This is a genomic window from Micromonospora xinjiangensis (genome assembly GCF_056150165.1).
Genome location: NZ_JAXCFO010000011.1, coordinates 50,731 through 66,123 on the forward strand (window position 1 = coordinate 50,731; position 15,393 = coordinate 66,123).

Genomic DNA, 15,393 nt, shown 5'->3' on the forward strand with positions numbered 1-15,393 from the left:
CGGCTCACGGCGCCTCGAAGAGCCGCCGCGCGATGAGCACCTCCCGCTCCTCCTGCGCGTCCGGCCGCAGCCGGCCGCCCCGGGTCAGCATCACGAGGCCGTGCAGCACGCTCCAGCCGACCTCGGCGAGGGTGTCCGGGTCCCGCCCGGCGGCCAGCGGCGCGAGGGCGGCCCGCAGCTCGGCGAACGCCTCGCGCGGCGGCGCGGGGACCGCCGCGCCGAGCGTCAGGTCGGGGGTGTGGGCGAGCATGGCGTCGTACACCTCGGGATTGGCGTACGCGAAGTCCAGGATTGTCGACTGGCCGAGGGTCAGCGGCGCAGCGTGAGGATCAGGTCCGCGACCAGCGCCGTCCAGCCCGTCTGATGCCACGCGCCGAGGCCCGCCCCGTTGTCGCCGTGGAAGTACTCGGGAAACGCAATCAGATCCCGCCAGTCGGGGTGGGTCTGGAAGATCCGGCACGCGCCGTAGATCGGTCGGCGGCCCCAGCCGTCCCGGGTGAAGAGCGCGATCAACCGGGCAGAGAGGTCGTCGGCGATCTCGTCGAGCGTGCGCTTCACCCCCGACCGGGTCGGGTACTCGATCTGGAGATCGTCGCCGAAGAAGGCCGCGTAGTCCCGCAGCGCGCTGATCAGCAGGAAGTTCGTCGGCATCCAGATCGGCCCGCGCCAGTTCGAGTTGCCGCCGAACAGGCCGCTCGTGGACTCGGCCGGCTCGTAGCCGACGCGGAACTCCTGGCCGCCCAGGGTCACCGAGAACGGCTCGTCCAGGTGCGCGCGGGAGAGCGTACGCAGGCCGTACTCGGAGAGGAACTCGTCGGTGTCCAGCATCCGGGCCAGCAGCCGGACGATCTGCTCGGGCCCCACCATGGACAGCAGCCGCTGCTGCCGCCCGTCCGGGCCCAGCCGCCGCGCGCCGATCACCCCGGCGTACTCCGGCCGGTTGGTGAGGAACCAGCGCAGCCGCGCGCCCAGCTCGGGCAGCCGGTGCAGCGTACGCGCGGTCAGCCGGGTGACCGCTGCCAGCGGCAGCAGGCCCACCACCGACCGCACCTTCAGCGGCACCTTCGTGCCGTCGGCGAGCCGCAGCACGTCGTAGAAGAACGCGTCCTCCGGGTCCCAGAGCCCCTGCTCGTAGGAGGCGGCGGCGATGTAGACGAAGTGCTCGAAGAACTTCGTGGCGGTGTCCACCCAGGTGTGGTCGTGCTCGGCCAGCACGATCGCGATGTCGAGCAGGTTCAGCGCGTACATCGCCATCCAGCCGGTGCCGTCGGACTGTTCGAGCGCCCCGGCCACCGGCAGGGCGGCGGAGCGGTCGAACGGCCCCACGTTGTCCAGCCCGAGGAAGCCCCCCTCGAAGACGTTGTTGCCGCCGATGTCCTTCCGGTTGACCCACCAGGTGAAGTTGAGCAGCAGCTTGTGCATCACCCGGGCCAGGAACTCGTGGTCCCGGCTGCCGTCGATCTCGAACACCTTCAGCGCCGCCCACGCGTGCACCGGCGGGTTGACGTCACCGAACGCCCACTCGTAGGCCGGGATCTGCCCGTTGGGGTGCAGGTACCACTCGCGGAGCAGGAGCAGCAGCTGCGCCTTGGCGAAGCCCGGGTCGACCCGGGCGATGCTGACGCAGTGGAAGGCCAGATCCCAGGCGGCGTACCACGGGTACTCCCACGGGTCCGGCATGGAGATCACGTCGAAGCTGGTCATGTGCCACCACTGGCTGTTGCGCCCGTGCCGGCGCCCCGCCGGAGGCGGCGACGACGCCGGGTCGCCCTCCAGCCACCGCTTCACGTCGAAGTGGTAGAACTGCTTGCCCCACATGAGCCCGGCGATGGCCTGCCGCGCCACCAGCGCCTCGTCCGGCGTCGCCGCCGCCGGGATCACCCCGGCGAAGAACCGGTTCGCCTCGGCCCGCCGCGCCCAGACCACCGCGTCGAAACCGGCGCCGAGGTCCGCCGCCGGCGGAGGGCCGGCGGCCGGCGGAGGCGCGGTACGCGTGAGCCGCAGCCGGATCTGCCGCTGCCCGCGCGCCGGCACGTCGAGCACGTAGTGCAGGGCGCCCTTGGTGCCCTCACGCGCCGGGTTGACCGTGTCCGCGCCGTTGACGACGTGGTCGTTGATGCCGTCCTTCGGGTAGCGGGAACGCCCCGGCAGCGCCCAGAGCCGCTCGGCGTTGGTCTCGTTGTCGCAGAGCAGCGGGGTCGGCGCGCCGTCGCCCTCCAGCAGCAGCTGGCCGAGCACCCAGTGCTCGCCGACCAGCCGCGATCCCTCCCCCACCAGCCTCGGCTCCCGGTCGGCACCGGGCAGACCCCAGGCCCAGGTGTTACGGAACCAGAGGGTGGGCAGCACGTGCAGGGTGGCCGCCCGGTCGCCCCGGTTGGCCACGGTGACCACGATGCACATGTCCGTCGGTGACGCCTTCGCGTAGTCGACGGTCACCGCCCAGTAGCGGTCGTCGTCGAAGATGCCGGTGTCGACCAGCTCGTACTCGGTGTCGTCCCGGCCGCGCAGGCCGTTCACCGCGACCAGCTCATCGTAGGGGAAGGGCGCCTGCGGGTAGTGGTAGCGCCAGCGCATCCAGGAGTGCGTCGGCGTGGAGTCCTCGTACCACCAGTACTCCTTGACGTCCTCGCCGTGGTTGCCGCCGTCGCCGCCGAGGCCGAACATCCGCTCCTTGAGGATCGGGTCCCGGCCGTTCCAGAGCGCGAGCGCGAAGCAGAAGGTCTGCCGGTCGTCGCAGACGCCGGCCATGCCGTCCTCGTTCCACCGGTACGCCCGGGACCGCGCGTGGTCGTGCGGGAAGTAGTCCCAGGCCGTACCGTGCTCGCTGTAGTCCTCCCGCACCGTGCCCCACGCCCGTTCGGACAGATAGGGACCCCATGCGCGCCAGTCCTGCTCCCCGGCGTCGGCCTGGGCCAGTCGGATCCGCTCGGCGTCGGGGGCCGGCTCGTCGGAGGACGGTCGGTCAGTGATCACCTGCACATCTTCGACGCCGATCGGGTAGTTGACCACAGGAGCCATTCTCGTCGTGGCGTGTGGCACGCCGCCGTCGATGGAGGAAAGTTGATCGACATTCGCTTCGGCCCGCAGGTCTGCACCGATCTGACCAGCGGGGCGACCCGGGAGTGGTTGGTCTGTGACGGGCTCGGCGGGTACGCCATGGGCACGGTCAGCGGGCTGCGTACCCGCCGATACCACGGCCTGCTCGTGGTGGCCGGCGAGCGGCCCGCGACCCGGCGGCTGGGGCTGGTGAGCCTCGACCCGGCGGTGCTGCTCCCGTCCGGCGCGCGGGTGCGCCTGGGTGCGCACGAGTGGGCCTCCGGCGCGGTGGACCCGCGCGGGTTCGAGCTGCTCGAACACTTCTCGCTCGTGGACGGGGTGCCCCGGTGGCGGTGGCGGGTCGGCGACGTGGTGATCGAGCGGGAGCTGGCGATGCTGCCCGGTCGTTCGTGCGTGGCAGTGGTGCACCGGCTGGTCTCCGGCGGGCCGGTCCGGCTGGAGCTGGCGGCGGCCTGCACCTGGCGGGACGCGCACGGTGAGCGCCGCGCCGACGGGCCCGCGCCGCGCGTCGAGCCGGTGGCCGGCGGCGCGGTGGTGGAGGGCGCGTTCCGGCTCGCCGGGCCGAACTGGGCGCCCGAGGGGCAGTGGTGGCTCGGCGTGCACCACCGGGAGGAGGCGGCACGCGGGCTGGAGCCGCGGGAGGATCTCTGGTACGCGGGCCGGTTCTCCGGGACGCTGGACCGCCCCGACGACACCGTGTCGGTGCTGGCCTGGAAGCACGAGCCGGCCCCGGAGCCGCCGCCGGCGGCCGAGGTGATCGAGGTGGCCCGCCGGCGCAACCGGCAGGTGGTGGCGCAGGCGAAGCCGGCCGACGACATCGAGGCCACGCTGGCGCTGGCCGCCGACGCCTTCGTGGTGCGCACCGACGACGCGCCGGTCGACGTGGTCGCCGGTTACCCGTGGTTCGGCACCTGGTCGCGCGACACGATGATCTCTTACGAGGGGCTGTTCCTGCGCACGGGCCGGGCGGACCTCGGCCGGGAGCTGCTGCGGGCGTACGCCGCGACGCTCTCGGAGGGGATGCTCGCGAACACGGCCGACACGGGTCGGGTGGAGTACAACACCGTGGACGCGACGTTGTGGTTCCTGCACGCGGTGAGCCGGCACGTGGCCGTCAGCGGCGACACCGACCTCGCCGTGGAGCTGCTGCCCGCGCTGCACGGGGTGGTCGACGCGCACCGGGCGGGCACCCGCTACGGCATCGCCGTCGACCCGGCCGACGGGTTGCTCACCCAGGGCGCCCCGGACGCCGCGCTGACCTGGATGGACGCCCGGGTCTACGGGGTGCCGGTCACGCCGCGCACCGGCAAGCCGGTGGAGATCAACGCGCTGTGGATCAACGGGTTGGCCGGGCTCGCCGAGCTGACCGAGGCGACCGGCGGCGACGCCGACGCGCTGCGGAGGTCGCACGCGCGGGCCACGGTCGCGTTCCGCGAGCGCTACCCGGCGCCCGTCGGCTGGCTGCACGACGTGGTGGACGGGCCCGCGCCGGCGTACCCGCTGGGCGGGGCGGCGCAGCACGACGACGACTCGCTGCGGCCGAACCAACTGCTCGCCTGGTCCCTGCCGTACGCCCCGCTGGAGCCGGACGGGCCGACCCTGCGCCGGATCGCGGCCGCGCTGCTCACCCCGCTGGGCCCGCGCAGCCTCGCGCCCGACGCGCCCGAGTTCGTGGGCCGGCACCGCGGCGGGCCGGCCGAGCGGGACGGTGCCTACCACCAGGGCACGGTCTGGCCGTGGCTGCTCGGCCCGTACGTCGACGCCGCCCGGCGCGCGGGCCTGCCGGTCGACGACGTCTTCACGGGCGTCGAGGCGCACCTGGGCGAGTACGGGTTGGGCTCGGTCAGCGAGACGGCCGACGGTCTGCCGCCGCACGGGGCGACCGGCTGCCCGTTCCAGGCGTGGTCGGTGGCCGAGTTGCTGAGGGTGCGACGGTCGGGTCGTTAGCGCTTTACACGAGCGCAACGAGTGTGTCTCCGCTGGTTAGTCCGCCACGGGCAGGATGGATGTCGATCCCAGTCGCGACGACGGGCACCGGCGGCGGTGTCGGTCGTCGCGTGCCCGGAGACAACTCAGAGGGGGCCGCATGTCAGCTGACGCCGAAGTGATCGACCTCCCGCCCGCCCGGCACCAGAGGGTGCTCATGCTGTCCTGGGAATATCCGCCGGTGCTCGTCGGTGGCCTCGGCCGGCACGTCCACGCCCTCTCCGTCGCCCTCGCCGCCGCCGGCCACGAGGTCACCGTGGTCACCCGCCACGCCGACGGCGCCCCCCTGGAGGAGTACGCCGACGGCGTCCGCATCATCCGCGCCGCCGAAGACCCCGTCACCTTCCCCCTGGCCACCAACACCCTCCTGGCCTGGACCATGGCCTTCAACCACACCCTCACCCGCGCCGCCCTGCGCGCAGGCGAAACCGCCGACTACGACGTCATCCACGCCCACGACTGGCTCGTCGCCCACACCGCGGTCACCCTCGCCGAGCACCTCGACATCCCGCTGGTCACGACCATCCACGCCACCGAGGCCGGCCGGCACCAGGGCTGGCTGCCCGAGGAGATGAACCGCACCATCCACGGCGTCGAGCACTGGCTGAGCAACTCCTCGACCCGGGTGATCGCCTGCTCCGGGTACATGCGCGATCAGGTCACCACGCTGTTCGAGGTGCCGGCCGGGCACGTCGACGTGGTGCCCAACGGAGTCGACGACCGGGCGTGGCGGGCCCGGCCGCGGGCGGTCGCGTCGGCCCGGGCCCGGTTCGCCGCGGACGGCCCCCTGGTGGGTTACGCGGGCCGCCTGGTCTACGAGAAGGGCGTGCAGCACCTCGTGCACGCGGTGCCCCACCTGCGGGAACGCCATCCGGGGCTGCGCGTGGTCATCGCCGGTGACGGTCCGTTCCGCGGTGAGCTGGAGGAGGAGGCCCGCCGCCTCGCGCTCGGGTCGACCGTCCGGTTCACCGGCTTCCTGGACACCACGCAGCTGCCCGCGATGTTGGGCGCCACCGACGCGACCGTGGTGCCCAGCCTCTACGAGCCGTTCGGCATGGTCGCCCTGGAGGCGGCGGCCGCGGGTGCGCCGCTGGCGGTGGCCGCCACGGGCGGGCTCGCCGAGATCGTGGAGCCGGGCGTGACGGGGGTGACCTTCCCGCACAGTGACCCGGACGCCCTCGCCGGCGCGGTCGACCAACTCCTCGGCGACGAGGTCTTCGCCCGGAGGATCGCCCGGCAGGCCCGCACCATGGTGGGCCGGCGCTACAGCTGGGCGGCGATCGCGGCCCGCACCGCGTCGAGCTACGCGGTCGCGCGCCGCGAGCACGGGCCGTTGCAGGCCCGACGCGCCGCCGCGCGGGTGGCGGGCGCCCGGCCGCGCATCACCATCCCCGAGGGGAACCTGCTGGCGGCCCGCGGCGCGGCCTGCTGACCGCCTGACGACACGTCGACGGCGTGGCGGGCTGCGGCCCGCCACGCCGTCCGCTGCTTTCCGCCCGGCGCCGAATCCGAGCCGCACTCGCGCCACGCCGCAGGTCAGGTAGCCACGAGGGGCGGTGCAGGTAGTCGCGGCCCGCGGTGGGGGTAGGCACAAGGGACTGTTAGGTAGTCGGGTCCCAGAAATACGAAGGTCAGTAGCTAAGGTGTAACCGGGGGTGACCGAGGGGGAACGCGACCGTGCACCAGCTACTGATCGCGGGCCGGTACCGGCTGGTCGGCCTGGTCGGCACCGGCGGGATGGGCCGGGTCTGGCGCGCCCGCGACGAGATGCTGCACCGCGACGTCGCGGTCAAGGAGATCGTGCCACCGGCCTGGCTGCCCGAGCCCGAGCGCGACGACCTGCGGCAACGTACGCTGCGCGAGGCCCGCACGGCGGCCCGCCTCAACCATCCGAACGTCGTGCGGATCTACGACGTGGTGCACGACCGGGACAGCCCCTGGATCGTGATGGAGTACGTCGAGTCCCGGTCCGTGGCGCAGATCCTCGCCGATGACGGCCCGCTGAGCCCGGCGGGTACGGCCCGGATCGGGCTGGCCGTGCTGGGCGCGCTGCGCGCCGCGCACAGCGCCGGGGTGGTGCACCGCGACGTGAAGCCGCACAACGTGCTCGTCGGCGCGGACGGGCGGGTGGTCTTGACCGACTTCGGTCTGGCCACCTTCACCGGTGGGGACGCGGCGACGACCGGCCCCGGGATGATCCTCGGCTCGCCGTACTTCGTCGCGCCGGAGCGGGCCCGCGACGGGGTCTCCGATCCGCGCACCGACCTCTGGTCGCTCGGCGCCACACTCTACGCGGCGGTCGAGGGCCAACCACCGTACGCCCGGGCCAGTCCGATGGCGACGCTCACCGCGCTGGCCACCGAGCCACCGGACCCGATGCGCCGGGCGGGGCCACTGCGCCCGGTGCTCACCGGCCTGTTGCAGCGCGATCCGTGGCGGCGGCTGACCGCGGCCGAGGCCGAGCCACTGCTGCGCGCCGCCGCCGAGGCGGCGGGCCTGGAGGCGGCGGGCCTGGAGGCGACGGGCCTGGAGGCGGCGGGCCTGGAGGCGACGGGCACGCCCGCGGCGACCCGCCCCGCCACACCCGATGGCCCAGGACCTGCGGGCGCGCGGTCGCACGCCCGACCGTCCCCGGCGGACGCCACCTGGTCGGAAGCTCCACCGTCCGGCCCGGGCGACCGACGACCGACGCGACCCGGGCCGCCGCCGTCGGCCGTCCGGCCGGCCGTGCCGCGGCGACGGCGCCCGCGGTGGGCCGCCACGCTCCGGCGCTGGCGACGGCGGCGGGTCACCCTCGGTCTCGCCGCCGCCGCGAGCGCGCTCCTGGCGGTGTCCACCCTCGCCACGGTGCTGCCCGGCCGCAGCGTGCCGGACGCCGAGCCGTCCGGCTCCGGCGGTGGCGCCGACCCGACCCGGCCGCCGGCCGCGTTCGCCTGCACCGGACCGCCACCGGCCGCGGCGACCCCGGTGCCGTCGGTGCCACCACCGCCCGGAGCCCGGTTCCGCCTGGTTCCCGGCTGGACCTGGTACAGCGACCCGACGGGGTTCCGCATCGCCGCACCGGTCGCCTGGCTGAACTGGATCGAGGACGCGGTCACCTGCTTCCGCGAGCCCGGCGGCGAGCGGGTGCTCAGCGTCGAGGCGAGTGACGTACGCACCGACCCGACGGCCTGGTGGCGGGCCGAGGAGCGGCGGCTGACCGGCGACGGCGCGCTGGCCGGCTACCGGCGGGTGGACATCTCCCCCATGGACATCTTCCGCGGCGGCGCGGTCTGGGAGTGCGTCTGGCGCGACGCGACCGGCGAGCAGATGCACATCGCACGGCTGCTCGCGAACACCTCCGCCGCGCGGGCGTACACCGTCTCATGGTTGACAAAAGAGTTCGACTGGCAGGTCAACGCGACATACTTCGCGATGATCCGGCAGAGCTTCGTGCCGGCTCTGTGAGGCCCTCCTCTGTGGACGCACGGGGGACTCCCGCGCCGTCCGGGGCGTTGACTACAGTGATCTCGCTCTGGCGCTCAAGATCCCTGGGAGGGTGAGCCGACATGATGGGTCCCTCACACGCGCTCTCCGGCGCGACCGTGTGGCTGGCCGGCTCCTGGGCGCTGGACCAGTTCGCCGACTACCACCAGTCGCCCCTCGCGCTCGCGGTCGGCACGGCGGTCTGCGCGGGCGGTGCGCTCTTCCCGGATCTCGACCTCTCGGGCAAGGTGACCAGGAACCAGGGCGGCGCCACCGTGGCTCGCACCTTCGGCGTGGTGAGCCTCTTCTTCGCCGAGGTGATGGAGAAGATCTCACTCGGTGTCTACTACGCCACCAAGCTCAGCCGCGACCCGAAGCGCAACAACGGTCACCGGACGCTGACCCACACCATCCCGTTCACCGTGCTCGTGGGCTGGGGCACCACCGCCCTGTGCGCCGCGTACGGCAAGTGGGCGGTCATCGGCATCCTCTTCTTCATGATCGGGCTGGCCCTGCGCGGCCTGTTCGACAGGTGGGCCGAGCGGGCCGGTTGGGTGATCGTCACCCTGGTGTCCCTCGCCGCGGCCTGGTTCACCTATGCGAACCTGCCCGGCGGCCGGGGCTATCCCATGATCGGCCTGGCGATGGGCGTGGGCTGCTTCGTGCACATCCTCGGTGACATGATCACGCGTGCCGGCGTGCCGATCCTCTGGCCCATCCCCATCAGGCGTCGGATGTGGACGATGGTCGGCCTGCCCAACAAGATCGCGCTGCGCACCGGCAGCAAGGCCGAGACCGTCGTGCTCCGGATGGTGATGACGGTCGTCGCGCTGCTCGCCGCGACCGGGCTGGTGGCCCGCCCCGTGCTGCAACGCTTCGACATCGAGATCTGACGGTCGCCGCGTGGGCCCCGCACCGCCCGGCGCCACCGACGGTGGGGCCGCCGGAGACCGACCGGCCGCCGGGGGACGCGCGGAGACCACCACCGCGGAGCCCACGGCGCGGACGGTCGCGGCGGACGAGGGCGTCCCGGCGTTCTGGCGCGGGCTCGGGCTGCCGGGCCTGGCCGACGTGCACGTGCACTTCCTGCCGCCACGGCTGCTGCGCCGGGTCTGGGCGTACTTCGACGCGGCCGGCCCGCTGGTCGGCACGGAGTGGCCGATCCGCTACCGCTGGAGCGACGCCGACCGGGTCGCGCACCTGCGGCGGCTCGGTGTACGGGCGTTCAGCGCGCTGGCGTACGCGCACCGGCCGGGCATGGCCGCCGACCTGAACAGGTGGACCCTCGACTTCGCCCGCGCCACGCCCGGGTGCCTGCCCTCGGCCACCTTCTACCCCGAGCCGGAGGCCGGCCGGTACGTCGGCGAGGCGTTGGCGGCCGGCGCCCGGGTGTTCAAGGTGCACGTGCAGGTGGGCGGGTTCGCGCCGACCGCCGCCGAGTTGGACCCGGTCTGGGGGTTGCTCGCCGACGCGGGCGTGCCGGTGGTGGTGCACGCCGGGCACGCCCCGGTCGGCACGGCGCACACCGGGCCGGGGCCGTTCGCGGCCGTGCTCGCCCGGCACCCGAGGCTGACCGCGGTGGTGGCCCACCTCGGCGCGCCCGACTACCGCGCCTTCCTCGACCTCGCCGCCGCGCACGAGCGGGTCCGGCTGGACACCACGATGGCGTTCACCCCGTTCTTCGACCGGTTCGTGCCCTTCCCGGCCGGCGAGCTGCCCCGCCTGCGCGATCTCGGACTGGCCGGCAAGGTGCTGCTGGGCAGCGACTTCCCCAACATCCCGTACCCGTACGCCGAGCAGCTGGCCGGGTTGGCCCGGCTCGACCTGGGCGACGACTGGTTGCGCGCCGTCTGCTGGGGCAACGCCGCCGCCCTGTTCGACCTGGACTGAGCCGCACCCGCACAATGCCGAGAACCACCATCGCATCGACGGTCGTGGTTATACTCGGCCATGCGCCGACTCCTCGCCTGCCTGACCGCCGTGCTCGTGACCGGCCCCGTCGTCCTCGCCGCGGAGGCGGCGTCGGCGGCGACGACACCCGCGGCGCTGGTCATCGCCGGCGACTTCCCCGACCCGGACGTCATCAAGGTCGGCGCGACCTACTACGCCTACTCGACCAACAACGGCAACGGCAACGTGCCGGTCGCCACGGCGACCTCGTTGACCGGCCCGTGGACGCGGCGGCCGGACGCCCTGCCAACCCTGGGCGCGTGGGCCGACGGCGGCCTCACCTGGGCGCCCGACGTGTCGCAGCGCGCCGACGGCACCTTCCTGCTCTACTACACCGCGCGCAGCCGGGCCGTCGGCCGGCAGTGCATCGGAGCGGCGGTGGCCGGCTCGCCGTCGGGCCCGTTCACCCCGGTCGGCACCGGTCCGCTGATCTGCAACGGCGGCGAGGGCGGCGACATCGACGCGTCCAGCTTCGTCGACTCGACGGGCCTGCGCTACCTGCTCTACAAGGACGACGGCAACGCCGTCGGCCAGCCGACGAGCCTGTGGCTCCAGCGCGTGGCCGCCGACGGGGTGACGCTCCAGGGTGGTCGCGTGGAGCTGCTGCGCAACGACCGCGCGGAGGAGGCCGGCATCGTCGAGGCACCCGTGCTGACCAAGGTCGGATCGCGCTACGTGCTCTTCTACTCCCTCGGCGGGTACGGCGGCGACGGCTACCAGACGAGCTACGCGACGGCGACCTCGCTGACCGGCCCGTACGTGAAGGCGTACCGGTCGTTGCTGACGACGGCCAGCGTGGACGGGGCCGTGCGGGGGCCGGGCGGCGCTGACGTCGTCCGGGAGGCCGGCGGGGACCACCTCGTCTTCCACGGCTGGATCAACAACTACTCCGCCCGGGGGATGTACGTGGCGGCGCTGGGCTGGGCCGGCGAGTTCCCCGTGGTGCGGGGCAGCCGCGTGCGGTACGAGGCCGAGCGGGGCGGCCTCAACCACTGCGCCGTGCGCAACACCGCGACCGCCTCCCAGGGCCAGGTGGTGGCCTACATCGACCACGCCGACAGCTGGGTCGACATCACCGTCTTCGCCCCGCGTGCGGGCGGCTACACGGCGCACATCGCCTACGCCGCCGGGTACGGCGACGCCACGCACACGCTGACCGTCAACGGCGGCGCGGCCCAGGTCGTCAGCTACCCGAACACGGGCTGGGAGACCTGGCGGCAGGTCCGCGCCGACGTCACCCTGAACGCCGGCTTCAACACGCTGCGGCTGACCCACCGGGACCGCTGGGCCGAGCTGGACCACGTGGAGATCGCCTAGTCCGGCTCGGCCCAGGCGGCGCCGGTGACGGACCCGGTGACCGCCGTCAGTCCTGTCGGGTGCGCTGGATCGCCTCCGCGATCCGCTTGATCCGCCGCAGGCGGTCGTCCCAGGCGGCCCCGACCGAGGACAGCTGGACCACCGCGCGGGCGAGCTGGTCCTCGTCCACCCGGTACCGCCTCTCGCGGCCCGCGGGGGTCGGCCGGACCAGGCCGACCCGGTCGAGGACGCCGAGGTGCTTGGCCACGGCCTGCCGGGTGACGGGCAGCAGCCGACTCAGGCTGGTCGCGGTGCCTTCGCCCTCGACGAGCAGCAGGTCGAGCATCCGGCGCCGGGTCGGGTCGCCGATCGCGGACCACAGGTCGTCGTCGATCTTCTCGGCCACCGCCGTGCTCACGGCCGCACTCCGAGCGTGGTGGCGTACGGCGCCAGGCGCGGGAGGTAGAAGTCCCAGCCGGTGACGTGCTCCCGGTACTGCTGCTCCAGGACCGCGATCTCCCAGCCCATCTCGCGGAATCCGGTCTCGGTCATCCTGAGCAGCGTCCCGCCGCCGGACGGGGTCAGCTCGAAGGTGACCAGCAGGGAGTTGCCCTCGGCCGCGACCTCGCCGGCCGGGTGCGTCCATCGGAACGAGAAGCTCCGGGGCGGTCGCGCGTCGACGACGGTGAAGGAGACGACGGCTCCCCCGGCCCCGGGATCGCCAAAGACGATCTGCCCGGCCGAACCGGGTGTCGGGTCGTACCGGGCGTCGTCCGGCCACCACTGCTTGAGGTGGTCGGGGCTGCTCACCACCTCGAAGACGACCTCGGGGGGCGCCTCCACCCAGATCTCGCGCTCGATGGTCCCGAACTCCATGACATCCTCCTGCAACCTTTGGTTGCGAGTGACGCTACCCGGCGGCCTCTCTATGCGCAACCGAAAGTTGCGTCCGCGGTGTCCGCGGCGACGACCCGGGGGTGGCCGAGGCCCGCCCGCCACCCGCGCGAACCGCCCCGGATTTCTTCTCGACATCAGCTATTGACGACGTCGTAACAGGTGGCCTACGGTTCGTCGAAACGGTTAGTCGAAACGCTTCGACAGCCGCTTGGGAGCGCGGCCAAAGGAGGTGCGCGATGGCAACGATGCACGACGTCGCGCGCCTGGCCCGGGTGTCGGTCAGCACGGTGTCCTACGTGCTCACCGGCACGCGCCCCATATCCCAGGCCACCCGCGAGAAGGTGCTCGCGGCCATGGCCGAGCTCGACTACCAGCCGAACGCGATGGCCCGGGGCCTGGCCAGCCGGCGCAGCCGGATCATCGGCCTGCTGATGCCGATGGACGAGCGCGGGCTGGGCGCCACCGAGACGGCGTTCGTCACCGGCGCGGCCGCGGCGGCCAGCGCCGGCGGCTACCACCTGGTCCTCTCCCCCGTCGGCGCCGACGACCTCGACGACCTGCGCCGGCTGGCGAGCCAGCGGATGCTCGACGGCGCGGTGCTGATGGAGGTGCAGGTCGAGGACGGCCGGGTCGCCGCCCTCCAGGAGGCCGGTGTGCCGCTGGTGCTCATCGGCCGCACCGACGACACCACCGGCCTGTCGTACGTCGACATCGACTTCGACCAGACCGTCCGGGAGGCCGTCGACTATCTCGTCGGCCTCGGCCACCGCCGCATCGTCTACGTCAACCACTCGGCCGCCGCCATCGCGGCCGGCTACGGCCCGGCCGTACGCACCCGCGACACCTTCGTCGCGGCGATGACCGGCCACGGCCTGGAGCCCGTGATGATCGCGGCCGAGGACAGCGCGGCCGGCGGGCGCGCCGCCCTGACCACCGCCCTCGCGCAGGCGCCCCACCTGACCGCCGTGCTGGCCATGAACGAGAACGCCATCTTCGGCATCCTCGGCGAGCTGACCAACCGGGGCTACACGGTCCCCGACGACGTCTCGGTCGTCTCGATGGTCACCTCGCCGCAGGTCGCCGAGCTGGCGACCCCGGCGCTGACCGCGATGACCTCACCCGGCTCCGCGCTCGGGCGGATCGCGGTGGAGGCGTTGCTGCGCCACCTGGAGGGCGCCGGCGACGAGAACCATCAACAGCTGCTGCCGTGCGTGCTGGAGGTCCGGGGATCCACCGGCCCCGCCGCGGGGGTGGCTGATCCGGCCGCCGCGGTGGTCACCGCGACCGCCGGGTCCGGCGGCCTCCCGGCCGGGACCGGCCCGCCGGGCGGCTGACGAGACGACGGCCCGCCGCCGCGCTGCCACGCGACGACGGGCCAGGTAAGTACCGGCTCGATACTCACCAGGAGGATAGCAATGGGGCGAATCCGCAAGCTGGTCGCCGCGATCGCGCTGGCCGCGACCGCGACGACCACGGTGGCCGCGTGCGGCGGCGACGAGGGTGGCGACGGTAGCGACGCCAAGACCCTCAAGCTCTGGCACTACGAGAGCGCGAACAGCGCCATGGGCATCGCCTGGGACAAGGCGATCCAGATCTTCAAGGACGAGCACCCCGGCGTCGAGGTGCAGTTCGAGCGCAAGGCGTTCGAGCAGATCCAGCAGAACGCCGGCATGATCATCAACTCGTCCGAGGGCCCGGACATCATGGAGTACAACAAGGGCAACGCGACCGCGGGCCTGCTCTCCTCCCAGGGCCTGCTCACCGACCTGACCGAAGAGGCCACCAAGCGCGGCTGGGACAAGGCGCTCAGCCCCAGCCTGCAGACCACCGCCCGCTACGACGACAAGGGCGTGATGGGCTCGGGCAACTGGTACGGCGTGCCGAACTACGGCGAGTTCGTGATGGTCTACTACAACAAGGACCTGTTCGACAAGTACGGCGTCGCCGTGCCGACCACGTTCGACGAGATGACCAAGGCGATGGACACCTTCGTCGCCAAGGGCGTCACCCCGCTGGCCGAGGCCGGCGCCGAGTACCCCGCCGGCCAGCTGTTCTACCAGCTCGCCCTCGCCAAGGCCGACCGGAAGTTCGTCGACGACTACCAGCTCTACAAGAACCCGGTCGACTTCAAGGCCGACCCGCTGAAGTACGGCGCGGAGACCTTCGCCGACTGGGTGCGGAAGGGCTACGTCGCCAAGGACTCCGCGAGCCTGAAGGCCGAGGACATGGGCACCGCCTTCATCTCCGGCAAGGCGCCCATGATCGTCTCGGGCAGCTGGTGGTACGGCCGGTTCAAGGACGAGATCAAGTTCAACTGGGACAGCTTCCTGTTCCCCGGCAACAAGCTGCACGCCGGCTCGTCGGGCAACCTCTGGGTGGTCCCCGCCAACAGCAAGGCCAAGAGCCTGGCGTACGACTTCATCGACATCACCCTGCGTCCCGAGGTCCAGGCGCTGATCGGCAACAACGGTGGCGTGCCGGTGGCCGCCGACCCGTCGAAGATCAGCGACCCGAAGGACAAGACGCTGATCGAGAACTTCAACACCGTCAGCCAGCAGGACGGCCTGGCCTTCTACCCGGACTGGCCGGTGCCGGGCTACTACGACGTGCTGGTCTCCGGGTTCCAGGGCCTGATCAACGGGTCCAAGTCACCCGACCAGGTCCTCGACACGATCGCCAAGCCGTACGCCGACGGGGTCAAGGAGATCACCGGCAAGTGACACGGCGGGGGGTGGACGCGCC

At 73.0% G+C, this 15,393-nt stretch carries 12 protein-coding genes; 8 read left to right on the forward strand and 4 right to left on the reverse strand.

The features are described from left to right. Positions 1-4 precede the first annotated feature (4 nt). Both SM573_RS27980 and SM573_RS27985 read right to left on the reverse strand, forming a co-directional pair. Entirely contained in the window at positions 5-370 is a 366-nt protein-coding gene (locus SM573_RS27980) for a TetR-like C-terminal domain-containing protein (RefSeq protein ID WP_474617411.1), read from the reverse strand. Beyond that, the gene (locus SM573_RS27985; RefSeq protein WP_474614408.1) at positions 310-3,018 is read right to left on the reverse strand and encodes an MGH1-like glycoside hydrolase domain-containing protein; all 2,709 of its coding nucleotides are present in this window, start codon (positions 3,016-3,018) and stop codon (positions 310-312) included. Before SM573_RS27985 ends, SM573_RS27980 begins: the two co-directional genes overlap by 61 nt. A gap of 42 nt (positions 3,019-3,060) precedes the next feature. Here SM573_RS27985 and SM573_RS27990 point away from each other — a divergent pair, with 42 nt between their 5' ends. The 6 genes from SM573_RS27990 (at position 3,061) to SM573_RS28015 (ending at position 11,775) form a co-directional block, all read left to right on the forward strand. Continuing rightward, a complete protein-coding gene (locus SM573_RS27990) occupies positions 3,061-5,004 on the forward strand; it encodes an amylo-alpha-1,6-glucosidase (protein WP_474617412.1) in 1,944 nt (647 codons plus the stop codon). Positions 5,005-5,143: 139 nt separating this feature from the next. Continuing rightward, on the forward strand, positions 5,144-6,475 hold the full coding sequence (locus tag SM573_RS27995) for a glycosyltransferase family 4 protein (RefSeq protein ID WP_474617413.1): 1,332 nt from the start codon (positions 5,144-5,146) through the stop codon (positions 6,473-6,475). A gap of 245 nt (positions 6,476-6,720) precedes the next feature. Next, a complete protein-coding gene (locus SM573_RS28000) occupies positions 6,721-8,490 on the forward strand; it encodes a serine/threonine-protein kinase (RefSeq protein WP_474617414.1) in 1,770 nt (589 codons plus the stop codon). Positions 8,491-8,591: 101 nt separating this feature from the next. Beyond that, the gene (locus SM573_RS28005) at positions 8,592-9,401 is read left to right on the forward strand and encodes a metal-dependent hydrolase (protein WP_474614412.1); all 810 of its coding nucleotides are present in this window, start codon (positions 8,592-8,594) and stop codon (positions 9,399-9,401) included. 160 nt (positions 9,402-9,561) lie between these two features. After that, positions 9,562-10,398, forward strand: a complete 837-nt coding sequence (locus SM573_RS28010; protein WP_474614507.1) for an amidohydrolase family protein — start codon at positions 9,562-9,564, stop codon at positions 10,396-10,398. Between the two features lie 60 nt (positions 10,399-10,458). Then, entirely contained in the window at positions 10,459-11,775 is a 1,317-nt protein-coding gene (locus SM573_RS28015) for a family 43 glycosylhydrolase (RefSeq protein WP_474614413.1), read from the forward strand. Between the two features lie 46 nt (positions 11,776-11,821). Here the strand turns inward: SM573_RS28015 and SM573_RS28020 are convergent, their stop codons facing one another. Further along, positions 11,822-12,172 carry an ArsR/SmtB family transcription factor gene (locus SM573_RS28020; protein ID WP_474614414.1) on the reverse strand — a complete coding sequence of 117 codons (351 nt, stop codon included), beginning with the start codon at positions 12,170-12,172 and terminating at the stop codon, positions 11,822-11,824. Continuing rightward, positions 12,169-12,630, reverse strand: coding sequence for an SRPBCC family protein (locus SM573_RS28025; RefSeq protein WP_474614415.1), 462 nt, complete (start codon positions 12,628-12,630; stop codon positions 12,169-12,171). Before SM573_RS28025 ends, SM573_RS28020 begins: the two co-directional genes overlap by 4 nt. 257 nt (positions 12,631-12,887) lie before the next feature. On the opposite strand from SM573_RS28025, the gene SM573_RS28030 reads away from it, so the two are divergent. Then, positions 12,888-13,985: a LacI family DNA-binding transcriptional regulator gene (locus SM573_RS28030; protein WP_474614416.1), complete on the forward strand. Its 1,098-nt coding sequence runs from the start codon at positions 12,888-12,890 to the stop codon at positions 13,983-13,985. An 81-nt stretch (positions 13,986-14,066) separates the two neighbouring features. Further along, on the forward strand, positions 14,067-15,371 hold the full coding sequence (locus SM573_RS28035; RefSeq protein ID WP_474614417.1) for an ABC transporter substrate-binding protein: 1,305 nt from the start codon (positions 14,067-14,069) through the stop codon (positions 15,369-15,371). Positions 15,372-15,393: the final 22 nt, after the last annotated feature.